Raw genomic sequence first — 17414 nt, forward strand, 5'->3', positions numbered from 1 at the left:
GTGGGGCCGCCCCGGCCCTTTCTTAACGGACCAGCGGAGACATCAATGGCACAGAACGGCCCAGTACCCGTCACTTTCGACAGACATTCCGATCGCTCGTGGCACAGATTTACATCCTACGATTTCGCGCGCTGCAGATTGGAGTGCGAGATCGTAAGTGCGGAAGTCTCAGAAGCCGCCGCCGCTTTTCCAATTGCGTTTCGATCCTCGGGGGGCGGGGTATCGCCGCATGCTATTCTGGCGACCGCAGCTTCTCCGGAAACACCATTTGTTTCGGACCAAGGACGCTGGCGGGCCACCTATGTTCCTTCCTTGCTGAGATGCCATCCGTTTTCGATCGAACTGGTCGGTGGCGAAGCAGGATCGCGCACCAGCTCAGGCAAGCTTGTTGTAGATGAAACCACCGGACTCGTGTCCTGTGACCAATCCGGCAGCCCGTTCTTCGCAAAGGACGGCTCGATCTCCTTTGAACTGGAAACCCTGAAAGGCTTCTTGAAGAGCTTTCTGGCCGATCGCAACGCAACCCGACGTGCCTGCGCGCTGATAAAGGAATTGGGCCTATTCGTCGAATTGACCCGTTTTAAGGATGCGGAGTTGCCCGACGGTTGGATGAGCGTGGACTTTCGACGCTTCAACCAACTTGGGCCGGCGCAGACAGCGGTTCTGCAATCTAGCGGAGCGATGCAGTTGATTTACGCTCATCAAGTCTCGCTCAACCATCTTCTGTGGATGCACCACTGCCAGACGCAACCTCCCAAGGTGATCAGCACTCCCGCAAACGGCAGGGACTCCGACCTTGTGGGGTTCTTGGATGCCATTGCCCGGGAACGAGACTTGTCGGATGCGGAGGCCAAATATGCCTACATCTGATCGACTCATCTTGCCTCTGCTGATCGGTTTGGTGGCCGTGCTCACTGCGGCTTGTGAGCCGGTTCCGGATCTTGCCCCGGTTGAGATGGCTTTTTCAGAGGGATCAACGGGTGCTGGCGCGACTAAGCCGTCGGACCATCTGACTCGCAGTTCATTTGGCCAGAGAATACGGCGCGCGGTAGAAACCAGCCCGAACCTGGCGCAGAGCGAGACCGGCGTTGACGCCGCCTTTGCCGATATGGACGCGGCAAAAGGAGCCTTTCTTCCGCAGGTGTCACTTGGCGTGAATGCCCGATCGGAACGGGTGGACTCGGATATTGCGGATGTATCACCGTATCTGCGGGTTTCACAGCTAGTATACGACGGGGGAGCTGCCGCCGGAGACTTGGCAGCGGCGCGGGCCCGTGTCCTCGAAAGCCGCGGCGATCAGCTTCAAACCGCAGCCGCGACGGCCCTTGCCGCAATTGAAACCTATGTGTTGGTCATCGACCGGCGGAAAATCGTTGAAATCGCTTGGGAAAACGTCCGCCGCCATGAGGAGATCGAGAAGCAGATCTCCGACCGCGCCGCGCAAGGGGCCGGTTCCGCTGCCGACGTTCTGACGGCGCGTTCTCGGGTCGCGGATGCCAGGACCAAGTTGGCGGATGCCCGGGCTCAGGCTGATCGTGCCAATGCGCGATTCCAAGAGGTGTTCGGTACCCCACCAGGCAAACTGGATCCCCCTGTCCCAGCGCCCAACCTGTCGAGAAGCGACGCCGTCATCGTGATGGACAGCCCGCAGGTTCGACGCGCAGACGCTGCGGTTCTGGCGGCACAGGCAGACCGCTCTGCCGCAACTGCGAGGCGTCAGCCGGACGTGCGGGTTTCGGCATTTGCCAACCAGGACGACAGCAGGGACGCTAATTTCGGCGTAGACCTCTCGGTCAACTACGAGCTGGACAGCACCGGTCAACGGCGGGCTGCAATTGCCGCCGCCGAAGCGCGGGTCAAACAAGCAGAATATGCCCGTGAGGTTCTTGTTCGGGAAATCCAGCGCGAGCTAGGTTTCATTCGATCCGACCAAAAGGCCGGCGCCCAGCGTCTGCGCGAGGCCCGCATCGCAGTTGCCGCAAATGCCGACAGCGTTGCCGCCACTCAAGAGCAATTCCAGATCGGGCGCAGCAGCCTAATCGAAATACTGGACGCGCAGCGCGATTTTGTGAACGCCCAAGAGCGACTGATCCTGGCGGAGCAGAATTTCTTCCTAACGAACTACGCCGCGCTCAGCCTTACGGGCGACATCATTGATCTGCTCGGCATCCAGCTCAGAACATGGGGCAACTGACCATGACCCAACGCAGCCAGCCTCCTACATCCCTGCCCCTCACCAACTTTGAGGCATGTCTGCTGCATGTGGCGGCAGAGCTTGGCCGGCCATTGACCAAAGCCAGCCTTTTGGCGACCCAATCCTCGGTCTCTGGCGGGTTGAAGGTGCAGGACGCGACCGCACTGGCCCATGACCATGGATTGCAGGCGGGCTTCGGGCCGCGCCGGCTGTCGGAGTTTGATCCCAGCCTCGCACCGGCGATACTGTTGCTCGAGGACCAGCGGGCCGTGGTCTACCATGGCCGTTCGAAGTCTGGCCGTCTGTTGATCCACGACCCAGAGCTTGGAGACAGCATTGGTGAGATGGATGAATGCCAGCTCGACACCGTCTATTCCGGCTATGCGATGTTGTTTCGTCGAGCATACTCCGAAGAAATCAAAAACAACCCAAGCCAACCAAGCCGTCACTGGTTCCGATCAGCGCTTGTGGCCAATCGTTGGTCGTACTTGCAGGTTGCTCTGGCCGCGGCTCTGACGAATATTCTGGGGCTTTCAACCTCGGTTTTCATCATGACCGTTTATGACCGGGTTCTGCCAAATGAAGCCGTGGAATCTCTGGTCGCATTGACCATCGGTGTCGGCATCGCGCTGTTTTTTGATTTTGTGCTGAAAATCCTGCGCGCCAGTTTCATCGACCGGGCAGGACAGAATGCGGACATGTTGATGGGTCGGCGTGTTTTCGATCAACTTCTGAATATCCAGATGAAGTCCCGAACCGGATCAACCGGCGCCATGGCGAACACGGTGCGTGAGTTCGAAACACTCCGCGAGTTCTTCACGTCGGCTACGCTGGTCATGGTGGTTGATTTGCCGTTCATCGGTCTGTTTTTGCTTACGATCTACATGGTCGGCGGACCGCTGGTTCTGATCCCAGCTCTCGCCGTACCAGTCGTGCTGATCGCCGGGCTCGCCATTCAGCCGCTTTTGTCCCGCTTGGCGGAAAGCAGTTTTTTGGATGGCCAGTCAAAGCAATCCGTGCTGATCGAAACTCTGGCCGGTCTGGAAACGATCAAGACGACCACTGCGGCCGGCACGATGCGGCGACGCTGGGAAGAGGCGATCGAACGACAATCCGGCAACAGTGTTCGGTCGCGTGCCATCACTCAATTCGCATTGAACCTGACCGGTTTCACTCAGCAGGCGGCCCAGGTCCTGATCGTATTTTATGGTGTTTTTCTGATAGCGGACGGCCTGACCAGCATGGGCGCCTTGGTCGCCTCAGTGATGCTGACCGGACGGGCTTTGGCACCTCTTGGTCAGCTGTCTCAAACACTGACTCGGTTCAACCAGGCGCGCAGTGCATACCGGAACCTAGACGCAATGATGCAAGCCGACAGTGAGCGGCCGTCGGGGCGCACCTGGATCAGCCGCTCCAACTTCAAAGGGCGTATCACGTTCAACAACGTGTATTTCGCCTACCCAGACCAGGATGAGGACACACTGAAAGGCGTGTCCTTCGACATCAAACCGGGGGAAAAAGTTGCGATTCTCGGGCGGATCGGATCAGGAAAAAGCACCATCGCAAGACTGCTTCTGGGATTGTACCAGCCCCGTATCGGTTCAGTTCTTTTGGATGGGATTGACATCCGCCAGATTGATCCGGGGGACCTTCGGCGCAACATTGGGTCGGTCCTGCAGGATATTTGGCTGTTTTCGGGCTCGGTCCGCGAAAACATTATGGCCGGTGCGGTCCGCCCGCGCGACGAAGATCTAATCCGGGCCGGGCGCATTTCGGGCGTCGAAGACTTTGTATCGCGGCATCCCAGCGGGTACGATCTGATGCTGGCCGAACGTGGCGAGGGGCTCTCGGGCGGGCAACGTCAGACCATCGCCCTAGCCCGGGCACTGATCGGGCAGCCGCCCGTCCTGTTGCTGGACGAACCCACCAGCGCGACGGATCTCAAGAACGAGGCAATCATCATTCAGCGGCTAAAGGCAGCGGCCGCGGATACGACTATGGTCATCGTTACCCATCGGGCCAGTCTGCTGGAACTGGTCGACCGGGTCATCGTGATCGAAAACGGCAAAGTGGGCGTTGACGCCGTCAAGTCAGTTCTCACCAAACGAGCCAAAGACGCGCGGAGGCACGTGAATGTCGCAGCATCCTGACCTTGAAAAATTGGCCCGCGAGATTAACGGCGGCTCGGGGTTTCACGGTTCGGTATTGCTGCTGGCCGTGTTGGGCTGCATGCTGACCGCCGGCGTATGGGCTTACGTCACCGAACTGGACGATGTGGTTCGCGCGGACGGTCGCGTTGTGCCTTCTGGCGACGTTCAGGTGATCGATGCAACCGAACCTGGGGTTCTTCAAGCTGTTCATGTTCAAGAGGGTCAGATCGTCGACAAGAACGCTTTGCTGCTGGAATTGGACGCGACACAAATCGGCAGCGAGCTGGACGCCGAGCGGCAAAGGGCATTGGGACTAAGGGCGCGTATTAAGAGATTGCAGGCCGAAATTGACGGATCCGATTTGCGGTTCGAGCCCGAGCTTGTGCAACAAGCACCGGACGTCGTTCGCTCGGAAACGGCTCTTTATCTCGGCCGAAGATCGGAGTTGGCCGACGAGATCGCCATTCTGGAACGCCAACGTGAGCAGAGGCAGCGCGAATTGGAAGAGGGGTTGGTGGACCGAGTCACTGCAGAAGAAACACTCAAGGTCCTGTCCGAAGAGCGCGCTTTGATGGAGCCTCTGGTCCGCCGCAAGATGGAACCTGCGACAACTCTGCTGGCCCTGCGACGCAGCGAGGCGGAATGGAAGGGGCGCAAGGTAAGGGCCGAGGCCGCGGCAAACCGTCTGGAAACCGGGCTGAGTGAAATCGATGACCGCATCACGGCTACCAAAAGCCGGTTTCGCAGCGCGGCACTGACCGATCTTGCCATTGCCACTGCGCAGCTTGCGGCGCTTGAGCCCGCCCTGCCTGCGTTGGAGAACCGCGCGGCGCGCGCGCAGGTTCGTGCGCCAGTCCGGGGCATCATAAACCGAATCCACCGCACGACTTTGGGCGGTTTGGCCCGCAGCGGCGAGGATCTGGTCGAAATCGTTCCGCTGGACGACAACCTGCTGGTCGAAGCCTACGTCCGTCCTGACGACATCGCATTCCTGCGCGCGGGTCAGCAGGTCAAGGTCAAGATCACCGCATATGATTTTGCCAGATACGGCGCGCTGGACGGCGAAATTGTTCGCATCGGTGCGGATACGATTACACGGTCAGAGCGGCAGGACGAGGAAGTCTTCGTCGTCGAAATCCGAACCAGCGGCACCTTGTTGGACGCCGATGGTTTGGCGGTAGAGATCATTCCGGGGATGATCGCACAAGTTGACATTCTGGCCGGCCGGAAGACCGTTCTCGACTATCTCATCCAGCCTGTTCTCAAGGTAAAGAACCAGGCTTTGCGGGATTGATTATGCAGCCGGTGTCTTGAATTGCTGATCGAACAGGCGGCGGAAGCTGCCATTCTGTTCCATCAACTCATCCAACTTGCCCTGTTCGATCACCTGACCATCCTGGACAACCATGATCTTGTCTGCCTCAAGCACGGTCGACAGACGGTGAGCGATGACGATCGTGGTCACGTTCTCCGTCAGCTTATCCAACGCCTGCTTCACCAGAGCCTCGGACTCGGCATCCAGCGCGCTGGTGGCTTCGTCGAGCAGCAGAATTTCAGCCTTCCGAAGAATGGCTCGGGCAATTGCCAGACGCTGTTTCTGCCCTCCCGACAGAAACGCACCGTTCTCTCCGACTTCGGTGTCGTATCCCTTGGGCAGCGACATGATGAAGTCATGCGCATGCGCGGCTTTGGCCGCATCGCGAATCTCGTCTTCGGTCGCATCGGGACGGGCATATCGCAGGTTTTCCATGACCGTCGCGGAGAACAAAAACGTATCCTGGCCAACATAAGAAATCTTGCGCCGCAGGGAGGCAAAGCTGACATCCTGCAAATTCTGTCCGTCGATCTCGACATAGCCTTGGTCAGGATCGTAGAACCGCATGATGAGGCCAAAGATCGTGGACTTGCCGCCACCCGACTGCCCCACCAGAGCGGTTGTCTTTCCAGCCTCGAAGGTCAGGTTCATTCCATTGATCACCGGCATACCACCGCTGTAGCCAAAGGTGACGTTCCGCAGGCGTACCTCGCCCGGACCGGACCGCAGCTCTTGGGGTTGCGGGCTTTCGCGCATTGGGTCTTCCTGATCCAGCAGTTCGAACATCATCTCGATCGGAACCAACGTGGATTCGATGGTCACCCGCATCCGGGACAGCCGCTTGGCCGGTTCATAGGCCATCAGAAGCGCCGTGATGAAGGACATCAGCTGACCCGCGGTCGGCGGTTCAGTTCCGGCAATTCCCATTGTGCTGACGACCAACACGCCGGCAACGGCAACTCCGGCAAGGAATTCCATCATCGGGCTGGCGATGGACTGCAGCTTGGCAATTTCGTTCGATCGCTTTTCGACGCTGCGCACGGCTGCGGTCATCCGCTCGGTCATTCGGTCTTCCAGTGCGAAAACCTTGATGATTTTAATCCCTGAGGATGTTTCTTGCAGAACGCGGATGATCTCGGAAACAGACCTCAACTCGGATTGCATGATCGCGCGGACGCTTTTCAAAAGATAGCGCACACTCATCAGCGCAACCGGCCCAACGATGAAAAACAACGCCGAAAGCACAGGCTGCTGATAGACCATCACAAAGATGAGACCCACGAGTGTCAGCGCATCCCGAACGAACGTGGTCACGATCACGTCGACCAGCGTTCGCGCTGCACCCGCGCCCCGGGTCACACGCATCAGAAGGTCCGAAGACTCGCTTTTGGAAAAGAAATCCACTCCACGCCGAAGCAGTTTTTTGTACAACTTCTCCTGTTGCTCGGCGATGATGCGGTTGCCGGCGCGCGCCAGAAACACGGACTGGACGTAAGAAGCCAGCGCCTTGACCAAGAACAGCACGATTACGGCTGACGCGATGATATGAACCTGAGACCGCATGTCAGGCGAAGTCATGGCATCGACGATGTTTTCCATCATCCAAGCCGTCCCTGCGGTGGTCGCGGCAACGATCATCATGGCAAACATGGCAACCGCATATTTCTTGCCTTGCGCCCGCAAGCTGTCGCCCACCAGCCGACCGATATGGCCGGATCGCCACTTGGCCCAGGTTTTCCTGATCATAAGGGTCTCCAATCAAGCTGACGCTTTCTTGCGCGTCAGCGCAGAGTTTGCAAGCTGCCATAACTATGCGCTTCAACACTGCACCGAAAAAGTGCAGCCGGCAGAAGTTAGGGTCACTTCAGCTGGATTTCCAGAGGCAGCCCAAGAAACAAGACCGCTTCACCAGTGGTCTGGTTCGGCGTCGTGCAGGTCGAATTCAACCCGCAGAATTGGTCAGTCCCATGCGACATCCCCCAGAAAGATATACCCCGCGCCGTATATCGTCTTGATAAGGCGCGGGTTTTTCGGGTCTTCACCAAGTTTCGTGCGCAGGCGCGAAATACGCACGTCCATCGCCCTGTCAAAGCTTTCACCGGCTGCGCCACCCAGTGTTTCCTGCATCTGCGCGCGGCTGATCAGGCGTTTGGGGCTTTCCAGGAACAACCGCAACACTTCGCCTTCGGCATGGCTGAACGGTGTTTCAGCGCCGGTATCGGACAGCAACACATAGCGATCGAAATAGGCAGTCCAGCCGTTGAACCGAGCCACATCCGAATGGTGTTGCTGTGCCTTGGGCGCACGCAGACGGGCGCGGATGCGGGCCACCACCTCAGCCGGGTCAAAGGGTTTGGTGATGTAGTCATCTGCCCCCAACTCCAGCCCCGTCACCCGGTCCTGTACCTGTGCCCGCCCCGAGATGATGATGACCGCCGCCCCCTGTTCCAGCGCCAGCCGATGCACCAGCGCCAACCCGTCTGTATCCGGCAGCGACAAGTCCACCAGGCAGACATCCGGCGTAACCCGTTTCAGTGACGCTTCGAATTCGCGGGCGCGGGCAAAACTCTGCGTTCTAAACCCGGCATCCTCCAGCGCTTCGGTCAGAATCCGGCGGATCTCGGGTTCGTCGTCCAGAATGGTCACCAGGGGTTGGGTCATCAGGCGGCCTCGGTTCGGATCAGCGCGGACAATTGCGCGCGGGTGAAGGGTTTGCGCAGGACCGGCGCCTTGGCAAGAGCCTGACGGTGCAGCGGGTCATCATAGGGTAGCGAGGTCATCAGGATCACCGGGATTGGCAGAGCAAGCCGTTCGACCAGATCAATGCCGGTGGCAGCGCCCTCCAGCCGGATGTCCGACAGGATCACCGAGATATCGTCCAGGCTGGTGGCCAGGACCAGCGCCTCATCCGCCGAGGTCGCCTCGATCACCGACAGGCCCAGATCGACCAGCATGTCGCGGAACTGGTGGCGCAAGTCGTCGCTGTCTTCGACCAGCAGCGCCAAGCCCGACTGGACAGGCGGAGCGGGCCGGTAGGGCAGCCGCAGCATCACGGATGCGCCCGAGGGCGTATTGCGCAGTTGCAGGTCTCCGCCTGCCAGCTTGACCGTGTCATAGACCATCGGCAGGCCCAGCCCCGACCCCTTGCTGCCCTTGGTGGTGAAAAACGGGTTGAGCGCCTTGTCCAGCGCATCCGGCGAAAACCCCGGACCGGTATCGGATACGGTGATTTCCACCCAGATCCGGCCGATCGCATGGGCACTGATGGTAATCTGCCCGCTGCTGCCGCAGGCGTCGCGGGCGTTCAGCACCAGGTTCAACAACGCGTCCTGCACCATGCCCGGGTCCAGCATCAGCGCCTCGTCCGGCAGATTGTTGACCACCGACAGCCCCACGCCACGCGGAAGCGAAGGCGAGGCCAGCACGCGCAGATCCTCGAGCAGGCCGCGCATGTCGGTGGCCTGCGGCTGCGGGGTGCGGTTGCCGGTCATGTCGGCAATGCGGTTCAGCAGCTGCCCGCCGCGTCGTGCGGTCTGCTGGGTTGCGGCCACAAGCTCGGCGGCGTCTTCGGGCAGGTCCATCTTTTCCAGTTTGGCCTGCATGCCCAGGATGATGGTCAGCAGGTTCGAGAAATCATGCGCCAGCCCGCTGGTCATCTGCGCGGCCATCGCCCGGCGTCGGGTCTGCTGCAGGGCCACGCGGGCCTGCGTTTCCTCGGTGATGTCCACCGACATGACGTAGACGCCGCCCGTGCCATCGGGCGTGAACGAGACACGGATGCGGCGCGAATCCTGATCCTCGGTGAATTCGAACACCGAGGCCTGACCGTCATAGGCCTGTTGCAGATGCGGCCGGACCCGCTCGTAGGCATGCGCGCCGAGCGCCTGCGAGATGTGCAGCCCGAGGATGTCCGACGGCCGCCCCGGCAGGACCGAACTGAGCCGCCGGTTGGAATAGTCGTACCGCCCCTCGGCATCCAGATGCGCGATATGGGCGGGCATCATCTCGGTGGTCATGCGGGTGCGCGCTTCTATCTCGGTCAGCTGGCGCTTGGCCTCTTCCAGCGCGCTGATCGTGGCGGCCAGTTGCCGGTTGGTGGCCGAAAGCTCTTCGGCATGGCTCAGCAACTGGTCCGACAGCTCCTCAGACCGGCTGCGCAGCAGTTCTTCGACCCGCTTGGTGCTGGTGATGTCGGTATAGACCGCGACCCAGCCACCGGTGGGCAGCGGCGCGCCCTCGATCGAGATCACCTGGCCGTTGGGACGCACGCGCTCCATGTAGTGCGGCTCGAACGCCAAGGCCTGTTCGACCCGGACGCTGACCAGATCCTCGACCGATTGATCGTGGCCATATTCGCCCCGGCTGGCCAGAAAATGGATCGTGTCGCTGAACAGCGCGCCGGGCTGCACCAGGGCTTCGGGCAGGTCGAACATTTCCTGAAAGCGCTTGTTGCTGACCACAAGGCGCAGCTTGTCGTCATAGATCGACAGGGCCTGACCGATCAGGTTAAGCCCTGCGGTGGTCATCTCCTTGATGCGCTGTTCGGATATGTCCAAGCCGATCCTCCCCTGGGCACAGGCCTATCACCAGTTTTCGGGCAGGTGTAGGGGGGCCGGATGCGACCGGTTGGCCCCTAGCCGTGTTTGCGGGCGATGATCCAGACGGGGTGATAGGTCAGGCGCACGCCTTCGGGGCCGGAAAACGCGGCGCGATAACGCGTACTGAAATCGGTCAGGTCGGCGCGGGTCCAGACCTGCGCCGCGCGGCCGTTCACCCCGGTCTCCCGCAGGTGGCGCAGCACGTCCAACGGCGTGTCGAACCAAAGCGGTTGCCGATCCTGCCAAAGGTCGAGGATTTCAACCTCGGGGCCGATCCCCGCGGCGAGATCATCAGGGGCGCGCAAGCCGGGGGCGCGGGCGGCCGACCCCAGCGCGGAAAGCTCGGTGTACTGGTCGGGGCCAAATCCCGAAATGGCCACCCAGCCTCCGGGTGCAACCTGATGCAGGGCGCGGCGAACCACGGCCGCCGGATCGTCCAGCCATTGGACCGTCGAGGCCGAGGCGATCAGGTCGGGCCGCGCGGGCCATGTCACATTGCGGATATCGCCGGGCAGGAAATCCGCGCCCCATCGCCGCGCGGTGTCCCGGGCCTCGACCATCAGGTCGTTGAGCGTGGACCGGCCGAACGAAAACTGCTGGTGCAGCGCCTCGGTCAGATGGCCGGTGCCGCAGCCGATTTCGAACAGGGTGCCAAACTGGCGGGGCGCCCCGAGATCGACCAGCCGCTGCGCCAATGCGCGGGCGATCCGGGCCTGCGGGCCAGCGGCGCAGTGATAGCTGTCGAAGCTGCGGCTGAAACTGCGCCGGATGCGGTCCGTGGGCATGGCGTTCATGCGAACCACTCCGCCCAGGTCTGCCCCGCCGCGAAAGGCTGGTGCGGGCCAGGAATGCGGCGCACGGTGTCCGATTGGCCCCAGGCCATTTCCTGCGCAGCCGTCGGCACCACGCGGTCCGAGGCGGAAATCCAGACCTGGTCGAACCCGGGATCGGGCGCAGGTCCGCGCGCTGCGATGGCCCGAAGTTCTTCGGCCGCGGCGGCAAAATCGATCTCGGGTGCGGCGCCATCCAGCCCGGCACGGCGGCAGAACCGGGCAAAGCTGGCCGCGCTCAGGCCATCGGCCGTGGCCGCCACCGTCTCGGGTGCGATGCCCCGGACTGCATCCGCCGGAAACAGCGTGCCGTTGACCGCAACCTTGCGGGCGCAGGTCAGCCCGTGACCCGCCAGCCAATGCGCAGCCGACGCGACGCCGAAGGAATAGGCCAGCAAGCGGACCGTGTCATAATCGCCGGTTTCGGGCAGGGCGTCATCGAGGTTGCGATAGTCGTCAACCAGCAGAACATCCGCCGCCCCGGTCAGGTGCGCAAACGGCGCAGGCCCCAGCGCCCACCCGCCGAACACCAGCGTCAACTGCGCTCCACCGTCACGGGTTAACCAGTGCCGCCTCATGCGTCGCCCCGCGCCAGTTCGACCATGGCCGCCGTCACCCGGCTCAGCTCGTCGCCCGAGATCACATAGGGCGGCATACAGTAGATGTTGCGCGCGAAGGGACGCAGCCAGACACCGGTTTCCGGCGCCCGCCGATGCGCGATGCGCGGATCGACCGTGTGCTCCATCTCGATCACGCCTATGGCGCCCAGCACCCGCACATCGGCGACGCCGGGCAGGCCGCGCGCCGGTGCCAGCTCGGCCTTCATCTGCGCCTCGATGGCCCGCACTCGAGCCTGCCAGCCGCCGTCTTCCAGCAGCCCCAGGCTGGCGATGCCGGCAGCGCAGGCCAGCGGATTGGCCATGTAGGTGGGCCCATGCATGAACACGCAAGCCTCGCTGTTGCCGATGCCATGGGCGACCTGTTCGGTGGTTACCGTTGCGGCGAACGAGATGTGCCCCCCCGTCAACGCCTTGCCCAGGCAGATGATGTCCGGCGTCACGCCCGCATGGGTGGTGGCAAACAGCTCTCCGGTACGGCCGAATCCGGTGGCGATTTCATCGAAGATCACCAGAACGTCATGGGCCTGACACAGAGCTTTGGCCCGGCGCAGCCACTCGGGGTGATAGAAATACATGCCGCCCGCGCCCTGCACGACCGGTTCAAGCACCAGCGCAGCCAGCCGGTGCGCTTTGTCCCGCAGCAACTGTTCCAGAGCGTCGAGCCCGTTCTGCGCCGGGTTTTCGGACCAATCGCAGCTCAGGCGAACGGACGGGCGCGGCAGAAAGTGCTGGATCGACAGCGCGCCGCGGAACAGCCCGTGCATGCCGTTGACGGGGTCGCAGACGCTCATCGCCTTCCAGGTGTCGCCGTGATAGCCACCGCGGATCGTGGCGAACTCGACCTTGTCGGTGCGGCCATGGGCCATCTGGAACTGCACCGCCATCTTCATCGCCACCTCGATCGAGACCGAGCCGCTGTCGCAATAGAAGATCCGGTCCAGCCCGTCGGGCAGCAGGGCCACCATCTTGCGGCCCAAATCAATGGCGGGCCGGTGGGTCAGACCGCCGAACATGACATGGGGCATCCGGTCCAGCTGCTGCTGCATGGCGGCGGTGATCGCAGGGTGACGGTGCCCATGGATGGCGCACCACCACGAGGACATGGCGTCGATCATCTTCACCCCATCCTCGCGGTACAGATACACGCCCTCGGCCCGGTCGATCAGATGCATCGGGCCCGGGTCGGCCACGTTCGTGTAGGGGTGCCACAGGTGGCGGGCGTCAAATTCCAGCGGGGTCACAGGGCACCTCGGATCGTGTCCATGTCGATCGCCTCGAAGGCGTGAAGCAGGGTGTCGGGTGTCAGAGTCTCGATCCGGCCGAGGCGTCCCAGGTGGGGCACCTGCGACATCTGGATGATGGTTTGTTCGACCGCGGGCTCGGGGTCGCCGATAAAGGCCACGCCGACCACCGGGCAACCGGCGCCGCGCAGCGCCATCAGCGACAGGGTCGTGTGGTTGATCGTGCCAAGGGCCGTCCGGGCCACCAGGATCACGGGCGCCTGCCAGCGGGCGAACAGGTCAAGGTAATAGGCCTGCCGGGTCAGCGGCACCATGACGCCCCCTGCCCCTTCGACCACCAGCGGGCCATCGGTCTGCGGCAGGGTCAGCCGGTCAAGGTCGATCTCGACCCCCTCGGCCTCGGCCGACAGGTGCGGCGAGGCGGGCAGGTTCAGCAGATAGGCCTCGGGCAGGACCGGTTGGCCGGACAGGCGCGCCACGATCTGGCTGTCGGTTTCGTCCTCAAGCCCCGATTGCACGGGCTTCCAGTACTGCGCGCCAAGGGCCGCGGTCAGCCCGGCGGAAAACACGGTCTTGCCGACGCCGGTGTCGGTTCCGGTCACGATCACTGTGGTCATGCGGTTCCTGCCTGTTGTTCGGCGATGGCCTCAAACACCGCCGTGATGTCCTGCGCGCCCACGTTGCCGGTGATCGAGACCCGCAGCCGCGAGCTGCCACGCGGCACGGTGGGCGGGCGGATCCCGCGCACGTCAAAGCCCGTATTTTGGAGGTTCGCCGCGCGATCCATCGTGGCCGCGTCCGCGCCCACGATGACGGGCATGATCTGGCTGTGAAATCCGATCAACCCGCACAGACGCGCGGCCTCGGCGTGGGCATGGGCCATCCGGTTGCGCGCGGCCAATGTCAGGCCCGGGTCCTGTCCGACGGCCCGCAACGCGCCCCGCACGATGGCGGCGTCCAATGGCGACGGGGCAGTCGCAAAGATGAACGGTCGTGCCCGGTTGATCAGGGTGTCGATCATTTCACGCGGTCCGCAGATCAGCCCGCCGCTGGCGCCCAGCCCCTTGCCGCAGGTGTGCAGGGTCAGCACCTCGGCGTCCAACCCATGGGCCAGCCCTTGCCCGTTCGGGCCGAAGACGCCCGTGGCGTGGGCCTCGTCCACCACCAGAACCGCCTGCTCGGCTCGGGCCAGCTTGGCCAAGGCGGTCAACGGGGCCAAATCGCCCTCCATCGAATAGACGCTTTCGACCGCGATCCAGACCTGGCCCGTGCCGCCTTGCGCACGCCAGTCGGCCAACACCGCGCGAGCCGCCGAAATGTCGTTATGCGCAAAGCCACGGGTCTCGGCCCGACCCAGGCGCATGCCTTCATGCGCGCTGGCATGGACCAACTCGTCATGCAGGATCAGATCCCCAGCGCCGGGCAGGGTCGAGAAAATGGCTTGATTGGCCTGAAACCCGCCGCCCATGTACAGCGCCGCCTCGGCGCCGAAAAAGGCGGCGGCTTCGGCTTCCAGCGCCTCGTGCTCGGGGTGGTTGCCACGCAGCAGGCGCGACCCGCCCGAGCCCAGCGGAACGCCCCGGTCCAGCGCGTCCTGCGCCGCGCGCTTCAGAACGTCGGACCCGGCCAGACCCAGATAGTCGTTGGATGCGAAATCCAGCCCCGTGCGGGGCGCAAGCCTGCGCAGCCGATGGCGCGTTTCCAGCACCTTCAGCGCATTGCCCAGCCTTGCGGTCGCTGTCATTCGGCCGCGTCCACGCGGGCCTGGGACTCCGCCTCCATCGGCTGGATGCCCAGCTTGGCGAACAGGATCGCGTCCTTGCTTTCCTCGGGGTTTTCGGCGGTCAGCAGCGTGTCGCCGGCAAAGATCGAGTTGGCACCGGCAAAGAAGCACATGGCCTGCATCTCGTCGCTCATGTCGCTGCGACCAGCGGACAGGCGGACATGGGATTTCGGCATCATGATCCGAGCCAGCGCGATGATGCGCACGAAATCGATCGGGTCGATCGGCTTGGCGTCAGCCAGCGGGGTGTCGGCCTGCGGCATCAGCATGTTGATCGGAACCGAGTCCGGCGCCTCGGGCAGGTTGGCCAGCGTCACCAGCATGTCGATCCGGTCCTCGCCGTTTTCGCCCATGCCCAGAATGCCACCCGAGCAGACCTTCATCCCCGCCTCGCGCACGCGGTTCAGCGTGTCGATCCGGTCGGCGAAGGTGCGGGTGGTGATGACCTCGGGGTAATAACGCTCGGACGTGTCGATGTTGTGGTTGTAATAATCCAGCCCGGCATCGCGCAGCTGCACCACCTGGGTGTCGTCCAGCATGCCCAGCGTCATACAGGTTTCCATGCCCATTTCCTTGACGCCCTGAATCATCGCCACCAGTGCATCCATGTCGCGCGCCTTCGGCTCTCGCCAGGCGGCGCCCATGCAGAACCGGGTCGAGCCGGACTCGCGCGCCTTGCGGGCCTCGGCCAGAACGCGCTCGACCTCGATCAGTTTCGAGGCGCTCAGCTTGGAGCCGTTGCGCGCGGATTGCGAGCAATAGGCGCAATCCTCGGCGCAGCCGCCGGTCTTGATCGACAGAAGCCGCGACATCTGCACCTTGTTGGGGTCAAAATTCTCGCGATGTACGGTCTGCGCCCGATACAGAAGATCCATCAGCGGCAGGTCATAGATGGCCTGAGCGGTTTCGCGGGTCCAGGTGTTCGATGTAGCCGACATTTTATAGATAATTTTTCCCGATGATTCAGATTTACCCGGGTTTATCAATAAAGCCGAAAAACGCAACATCTGCGATGTCACAGGCGCAGAAAATGACCGTGACCGCTAACGGCGATTCAACCGTGAAGTGGCTTGTTGTTCGCCGCCCGATAGGCCTGCACATAACCGCGCGCGACCGAACGGACGGCGCAGCCGATCTGGGTGTATGCCTCGTCCGGCAAGTTGGCGAAAGACACCCGGGCGGACCAGTTCGGCGCATCGAAACCGCTGCCGTTCAGCAGCACGATCCCATAGTCCTCGGCCAGCTTGAACGCGATGTCCAACGGGTGGACGTTCTTCTTGATCCAGTCCACAACCTCTTCGCCGACGTATTTGCGCAGCCAGAATTCGAAGTCGATGATGCCGTAGTAGGCATCGTAGTGATCGCCCGGCTGGACCTCGATCCCCAAGGCTTCGGTCAGCAGGTGGAACCGTCGATGCACCAGTTCGATACAGGCGGTCTGATAGGCTTTCTTTGTGTCGACCAACTCGCAGAGCGAGAACAACGTCATCATGACCTGCTGCGGCAGGGACAATCCGGCGGTGTGGTTCAGGGCCACATCCCGGCTGTCGGCCACGAGCCTGTCGACGAATTTGATTTCGCTGGGATGCAGGCTGAGCGTGCCGTAACGCTTGTCGAGCTTCTGCTTGATCTCGGCAGGATGCGCGGCGAGCTTTTCGTCGAAGATATTGTCCTGCGCGACGGCGATCACGCCGAGCCGCCAACCGGTGCAGCCGAAATATTTCGAATAGGAATAAACACCGATCGTGTTGCGGGGCATGTAGCCCATGACCGAGGTGAAATCATGTACGAAAGTGCCGTACACATCATCAGTCAGGACAATCAGGTCCGGCCTGTGGTTCTCGACCAAATCCGCGAGTTTGCGCAGAGAAGCATTGCTAAGGGCCACCGACGACGGGTTGCCCGGATTGACCAGAAAGAAGGCCTTGACCTTGGGGTCCTTCAGCTTTTCGACTGCAGCATCGGTCAGTTGGAACCCATCTTCCTCGTCCGTTTCCACGTGAACGGACTCGAGGCTGTAATCCTCAAGTTCGGGCATTTCGAGGTAGGGCGTGAAGATCGGCGTGCACAGGGCGATCGTGTCGCCCGGGTTCAACAGCCGGTTGGCCTTGAGCGATTTGAAGATATAGCACATGGCCGCCGTGCCGCCTTCCACCGCAAACAGGTCGAACTGCGCATCGGGACGGTGCCCGGCACACATGGCCCACATCAGGTATTCATGGGCGATGGCGGCGTTGTGCTTCAGAATACGGTCGGGAACAGGGTAGTTGTCGCCGATGATCGAGTCCGTCAGTTCGTGCACGAATTCGTCAGCGTCGAAACCGAAGGCCCGGATGGCGTGGTCGATCACATCCAAAAGCGTGTCGGCGCCCGGCATCTCGGAATTGGCCCTGCCCCACTCCAACAGACGGTCATGGCAACCTGCCATTGCCGGCATCCCCCCAAGGCCCGCCGGATGATTCATGACGCGGCGCGACTCGGTAACGGCAAACTGGCCAAGCGCAAAGAAAGCTTCACGCGGGCGGGTGGCGACCCAATTGGGATTGCCCCGGCCGGCATTCAAAAAGGCGCTGTTGGATTTGCGCGCCTCGACCGAGGCCAGCTTAATCAGCTCGTCCTTGATCTGAAAGGGGCTGAGGGCTTCGTAATCGTGCAGCTTCAATCTGTCCATGACTCAAGACCT

At 62.1% G+C, this 17414-nt stretch carries 14 protein-coding genes; 4 read left to right on the top strand and 10 right to left on the bottom strand.

Annotated features, from left to right (window positions below; translation table 11 throughout):
- The first annotated feature begins 45 nt into the window (after nucleotides 1–45).
- From GOW72_RS14725 to GOW72_RS14740, 4 genes are read left to right on the top strand one after another with little or no spacing between them, the layout of a single operon-like run.
- Complete coding sequence (locus GOW72_RS14725; RefSeq protein WP_170367352.1) at nucleotides 46–870, top strand: SapC family protein; 825 nt, start codon at nucleotides 46–48, stop codon at nucleotides 868–870.
- On the top strand, nucleotides 857–2194 hold the full coding sequence (locus tag GOW72_RS14730) for a TolC family protein (protein WP_170367353.1): 1338 nt from the start codon (nucleotides 857–859) through the stop codon (nucleotides 2192–2194). The genes GOW72_RS14725 and GOW72_RS14730 overlap by 14 nt, the downstream gene beginning before the upstream one ends.
- Nucleotides 2182–4344 (top strand): type I secretion system permease/ATPase, encoded by a 2163-nt coding sequence (locus GOW72_RS14735; protein ID WP_244952443.1) that lies wholly within the window; start codon nucleotides 2182–2184, stop codon nucleotides 4342–4344. The genes GOW72_RS14730 and GOW72_RS14735 overlap by 13 nt, the downstream gene beginning before the upstream one ends.
- The gene (locus tag GOW72_RS14740) at nucleotides 4328–5638 is read left to right on the top strand and encodes an HlyD family type I secretion periplasmic adaptor subunit (protein ID WP_170367354.1); all 1311 of its coding nucleotides are present in this window, start codon (nucleotides 4328–4330) and stop codon (nucleotides 5636–5638) included. The genes GOW72_RS14735 and GOW72_RS14740 overlap by 17 nt, the downstream gene beginning before the upstream one ends.
- On the opposite strand, the gene GOW72_RS14745 is transcribed toward GOW72_RS14740, so the two are convergent.
- From GOW72_RS14745 to GOW72_RS14790, 10 genes are all read right to left on the bottom strand, one after another.
- Nucleotides 5639–7405, bottom strand: a complete 1767-nt coding sequence (locus tag GOW72_RS14745) for an ABC transporter ATP-binding protein (RefSeq protein ID WP_170367355.1) — start codon at nucleotides 7403–7405, stop codon at nucleotides 5639–5641.
- Between the two features lie 213 nt (nucleotides 7406–7618).
- Complete coding sequence (locus GOW72_RS14750; RefSeq protein WP_170359365.1) at nucleotides 7619–8320, bottom strand: response regulator transcription factor; 702 nt, start codon at nucleotides 8318–8320, stop codon at nucleotides 7619–7621.
- The gene (locus tag GOW72_RS14755) at nucleotides 8320–10185 is read right to left on the bottom strand and encodes a PAS-domain containing protein (RefSeq protein WP_425328550.1); all 1866 of its coding nucleotides are present in this window, start codon (nucleotides 10183–10185) and stop codon (nucleotides 8320–8322) included. The genes GOW72_RS14750 and GOW72_RS14755 overlap by 1 nt, the downstream gene beginning before the upstream one ends.
- A gap of 107 nt (nucleotides 10186–10292) precedes the next feature.
- Complete coding sequence (locus tag GOW72_RS14760; RefSeq protein WP_170367357.1) at nucleotides 10293–11051, bottom strand: methyltransferase domain-containing protein; 759 nt, start codon at nucleotides 11049–11051, stop codon at nucleotides 10293–10295.
- On the bottom strand, nucleotides 11048–11665 hold the full coding sequence (locus tag GOW72_RS14765) for a pimeloyl-ACP methyl esterase BioG family protein (RefSeq protein ID WP_170367358.1): 618 nt from the start codon (nucleotides 11663–11665) through the stop codon (nucleotides 11048–11050). Before GOW72_RS14765 ends, GOW72_RS14760 begins: the two co-directional genes overlap by 4 nt.
- On the bottom strand, nucleotides 11662–12948 hold the full coding sequence (bioA, locus tag GOW72_RS14770) for an adenosylmethionine--8-amino-7-oxononanoate transaminase (RefSeq protein WP_170367359.1): 1287 nt from the start codon (nucleotides 12946–12948) through the stop codon (nucleotides 11662–11664). Before bioA ends, GOW72_RS14765 begins: the two co-directional genes overlap by 4 nt.
- Nucleotides 12945–13565, bottom strand: coding sequence for a dethiobiotin synthase (gene bioD / locus GOW72_RS14775; protein ID WP_170367360.1), 621 nt, complete (start codon nucleotides 13563–13565; stop codon nucleotides 12945–12947). The genes bioA and bioD overlap by 4 nt, the downstream gene beginning before the upstream one ends.
- Nucleotides 13562–14692 carry an 8-amino-7-oxononanoate synthase gene (locus GOW72_RS14780; RefSeq protein WP_170367361.1) on the bottom strand — a complete coding sequence of 377 codons (1131 nt, stop codon included), beginning with the start codon at nucleotides 14690–14692 and terminating at the stop codon, nucleotides 13562–13564. Before GOW72_RS14780 ends, bioD begins: the two co-directional genes overlap by 4 nt.
- Nucleotides 14689–15669, bottom strand: coding sequence for a biotin synthase BioB (bioB, locus tag GOW72_RS14785; RefSeq protein WP_170367362.1), 981 nt, complete (start codon nucleotides 15667–15669; stop codon nucleotides 14689–14691). The genes GOW72_RS14780 and bioB overlap by 4 nt, the downstream gene beginning before the upstream one ends.
- Before the next feature lie 116 nt (nucleotides 15670–15785).
- Nucleotides 15786–17402 carry a bifunctional aspartate transaminase/aspartate 4-decarboxylase gene (locus GOW72_RS14790; RefSeq protein WP_170367363.1) on the bottom strand — a complete coding sequence of 539 codons (1617 nt, stop codon included), beginning with the start codon at nucleotides 17400–17402 and terminating at the stop codon, nucleotides 15786–15788.
- Nucleotides 17403–17414: the final 12 nt, after the last annotated feature.

Source organism: Ruegeria arenilitoris (assembly GCF_013032855.1).
GTDB classification, from domain to species: Bacteria; Pseudomonadota; Alphaproteobacteria; order Rhodobacterales; family Rhodobacteraceae; genus Ruegeria; species Ruegeria arenilitoris.

Bases quoted from the DNA above. Each gene is read 5' to 3' on its own strand.
- GOW72_RS14725 (WP_170367352.1), top strand. From the start codon at position 46: ATGGCACAGAACGGCCCAGTACCCGTCACTTTCGACAGACATTCCGAT.
- GOW72_RS14730 (WP_170367353.1), top strand. From the start codon at position 857: ATGCCTACATCTGATCGACTCATCTTGCCTCTGCTGATCGGTTTGGTG.
- GOW72_RS14735 (WP_244952443.1), top strand. From the start codon at position 2,182: ATGGGGCAACTGACCATGACCCAACGCAGCCAGCCTCCTACATCCCTG.
- GOW72_RS14740 (WP_170367354.1), top strand. From the start codon at position 4,328: ATGTCGCAGCATCCTGACCTTGAAAAATTGGCCCGCGAGATTAACGGC.
- GOW72_RS14745 (WP_170367355.1), bottom strand. From the start codon at position 7,405: ATGATCAGGAAAACCTGGGCCAAGTGGCGATCCGGCCATATCGGTCGG.
- GOW72_RS14750 (WP_170359365.1), bottom strand. From the start codon at position 8,320: ATGACCCAACCCCTGGTGACCATTCTGGACGACGAACCCGAGATCCGC.
- GOW72_RS14755 (WP_425328550.1), bottom strand. From the start codon at position 10,185: ATGACCACCGCAGGGCTTAACCTGATCGGTCAGGCCCTGTCGATCTAT.
- GOW72_RS14760 (WP_170367357.1), bottom strand. From the start codon at position 11,051: ATGAACGCCATGCCCACGGACCGCATCCGGCGCAGTTTCAGCCGCAGC.
- GOW72_RS14765 (WP_170367358.1), bottom strand. From the start codon at position 11,665: ATGAGGCGGCACTGGTTAACCCGTGACGGTGGAGCGCAGTTGACGCTG.
- bioD (WP_170367360.1), bottom strand. From the start codon at position 13,565: ATGACCACAGTGATCGTGACCGGAACCGACACCGGCGTCGGCAAGACC.
- GOW72_RS14780 (WP_170367361.1), bottom strand. From the start codon at position 14,692: ATGACAGCGACCGCAAGGCTGGGCAATGCGCTGAAGGTGCTGGAAACG.
- bioB (WP_170367362.1), bottom strand. From the start codon at position 15,669: ATGTCGGCTACATCGAACACCTGGACCCGCGAAACCGCTCAGGCCATC.
- GOW72_RS14790 (WP_170367363.1), bottom strand. From the start codon at position 17,402: ATGGACAGATTGAAGCTGCACGATTACGAAGCCCTCAGCCCCTTTCAG.